Consider the following 1,712-nt stretch of genomic DNA (forward strand, 5'->3'; position numbering starts at 1 on the left):
GTGCACGGTGGCTCTCGTGCCCCTCGGTGATTCGGTGGATCTCAGGGCTCCGGTGATCTGATGGATCTATGGTCCTCGGTAAGATCGGTGGAAATGGCACCAAACCTCGTCGGTGGTGACAACCTGAGCGACGGAGCACACAAGGGGCGGACCTCCCGAGCAGCCCACGGCGAGCGTGAAGCAATCCGTGTCGAGAGCACCGACGCGCCCGCGCCCACGAGCGCCGGAAGCCCGGGGCGAGCCCGTGCAGGCGACGAAGTCGAGGGGGCGCTGCGTGCGCTCATGGGCAGGGACAGCGACACCGACAACCCCGAAATGCTGCTGATCATCGCTGAGCGCCGCGCCCGAGTCTTCGAGGCAGTGCGGGGCCTGGCGCCCGAGCGCCGCGAACTCGTCTCTCGTGTCTTCGGCATCAACCGGCCCGCGCAGTCGGTGCGCTCAGTCGCGGATGCGTGGGGGGCACCGAAGAGCAGAGTCGACCGGATGCTCGCGCGAACGCTCGCGGACCTGCGCGAGCTGCTCGACGAGCGGGAGCACTGAGCTGCCCGCGATCGTCGCGAAACGCCGGGGACCGTGCGCAGCGTGCGCTCCTCCCATTGAAGCCGGCGAGGTCATCACCTACGAGCGCGCGATCTGGCCGCGGCACATGGCCTGCTCTGAGCGCGCGGCAGCTCGGCGCCGTAACCTGTATCCAGTGCGCTGCGAGCTATGCAGTGTGCTGCTCGGGAAGGGACAGGGAGTTTTGTCGCGCAGCGAGCGCGAAGAGCCGGGAGGCTGGCGCCGCCGATGGGCCGCGCGCTGCGCGAATGCGACGAGGTGCAGAGAACGGGTCAAATCTGAGATTACCTCCTAAAGGCAGCGGTTTCCTTTCCTGGCTCGCCTTCGCTGAGAAGGTCGTGCGTATCCCAGAATGGGAAGATTCTGAGATTCGCGGGGTGGTCGTTCTGTCTTTCATACTCATGATGAAAGGCCGGCGGAGCATTACTGAGCAAATCTGAGAGTTCTTTGAGGATTCGATAGACGTCACGATTGTGTTGGCTCGCCTTTGTAGGAGAGAACACTCTTCCAGTCGAAGCGGCGTTGAACTCCCAGGCTTCCTCTGCCTTGATGAAGCCGCGGTACTCGGCATCATTGACGTCTTTTTTGTGCTCAGGGTACTCAGTCGCCTTAGTGTCGTTGGCGTCGTACATAAAGGCAATGCGAACGATCATCGGCAATTTAGCCAAGGCCGCACGTAACTCGGAAACCAATCGCTTGAACTCCTTGTGTGCTTCGCCAGAACGCAAAGGTGGCGGATGCGGCGCTGGTAGCGCGGCTTTGGTCACCGGGGTGGTGATTGCAGACTTCGGGCTCTCTGAGCGCGAGGCCTTCTTCTGAAGCTTTTTGGGCAACTCTTTTAGGAAAAGGTCGCGGTGCTCTTCAAAAGTGCCGTGCCCCGAAGGGGTGAGCCACGGTCTTTTGCGCCGAGCGTGCTTTGTGAATTCATCATATAGAGATGAGAGATTGTTCTTGTCGTTGATCTTGAAGCACTGAGTTCCTCGCAGAACGCCTTCGGCATCGCTAAATTCAAGAGGCGGCACAAGAATAGGAACTAAGGAGCCGCGCAGAAATAAAGTTTCAGTTTGGCCGGAGGGTGTAATTCCACTCACCATGGAAGTTGGAGCGCTCAAGGTGAAGGGCGGCCATCTGCTCGCGGCTGACGTCGACGCCTA

2 protein-coding genes are annotated in these 1,712 nt (G+C 60.7%); one reads left to right on the top strand and one right to left on the bottom strand.

Features of this window, described 5'->3' with window-relative positions:
• Window positions 1-93: 93 nt before the first annotated feature.
• Complete coding sequence (locus tag KY501_RS52755) at window positions 94-540, top strand: sigma-70 RNA polymerase sigma factor region 4 domain-containing protein (protein WP_224373238.1); 447 nt, start codon at window positions 94-96, stop codon at window positions 538-540.
• Between the two features lie 302 nt (window positions 541-842).
• On the opposite strand, the gene KY501_RS52760 is transcribed toward KY501_RS52755, so the two are convergent.
• A complete protein-coding gene (locus KY501_RS52760; RefSeq protein WP_224373239.1) occupies window positions 843-1,652 on the bottom strand; it encodes a hypothetical protein in 810 nt (269 codons plus the stop codon).
• Window positions 1,653-1,712: the final 60 nt, after the last annotated feature.

It is taken from the genome of Hyalangium versicolor, assembly GCF_020103695.1.
Lineage (GTDB): Bacteria > Myxococcota > Myxococcia > Myxococcales > Myxococcaceae > Hyalangium > Hyalangium versicolor.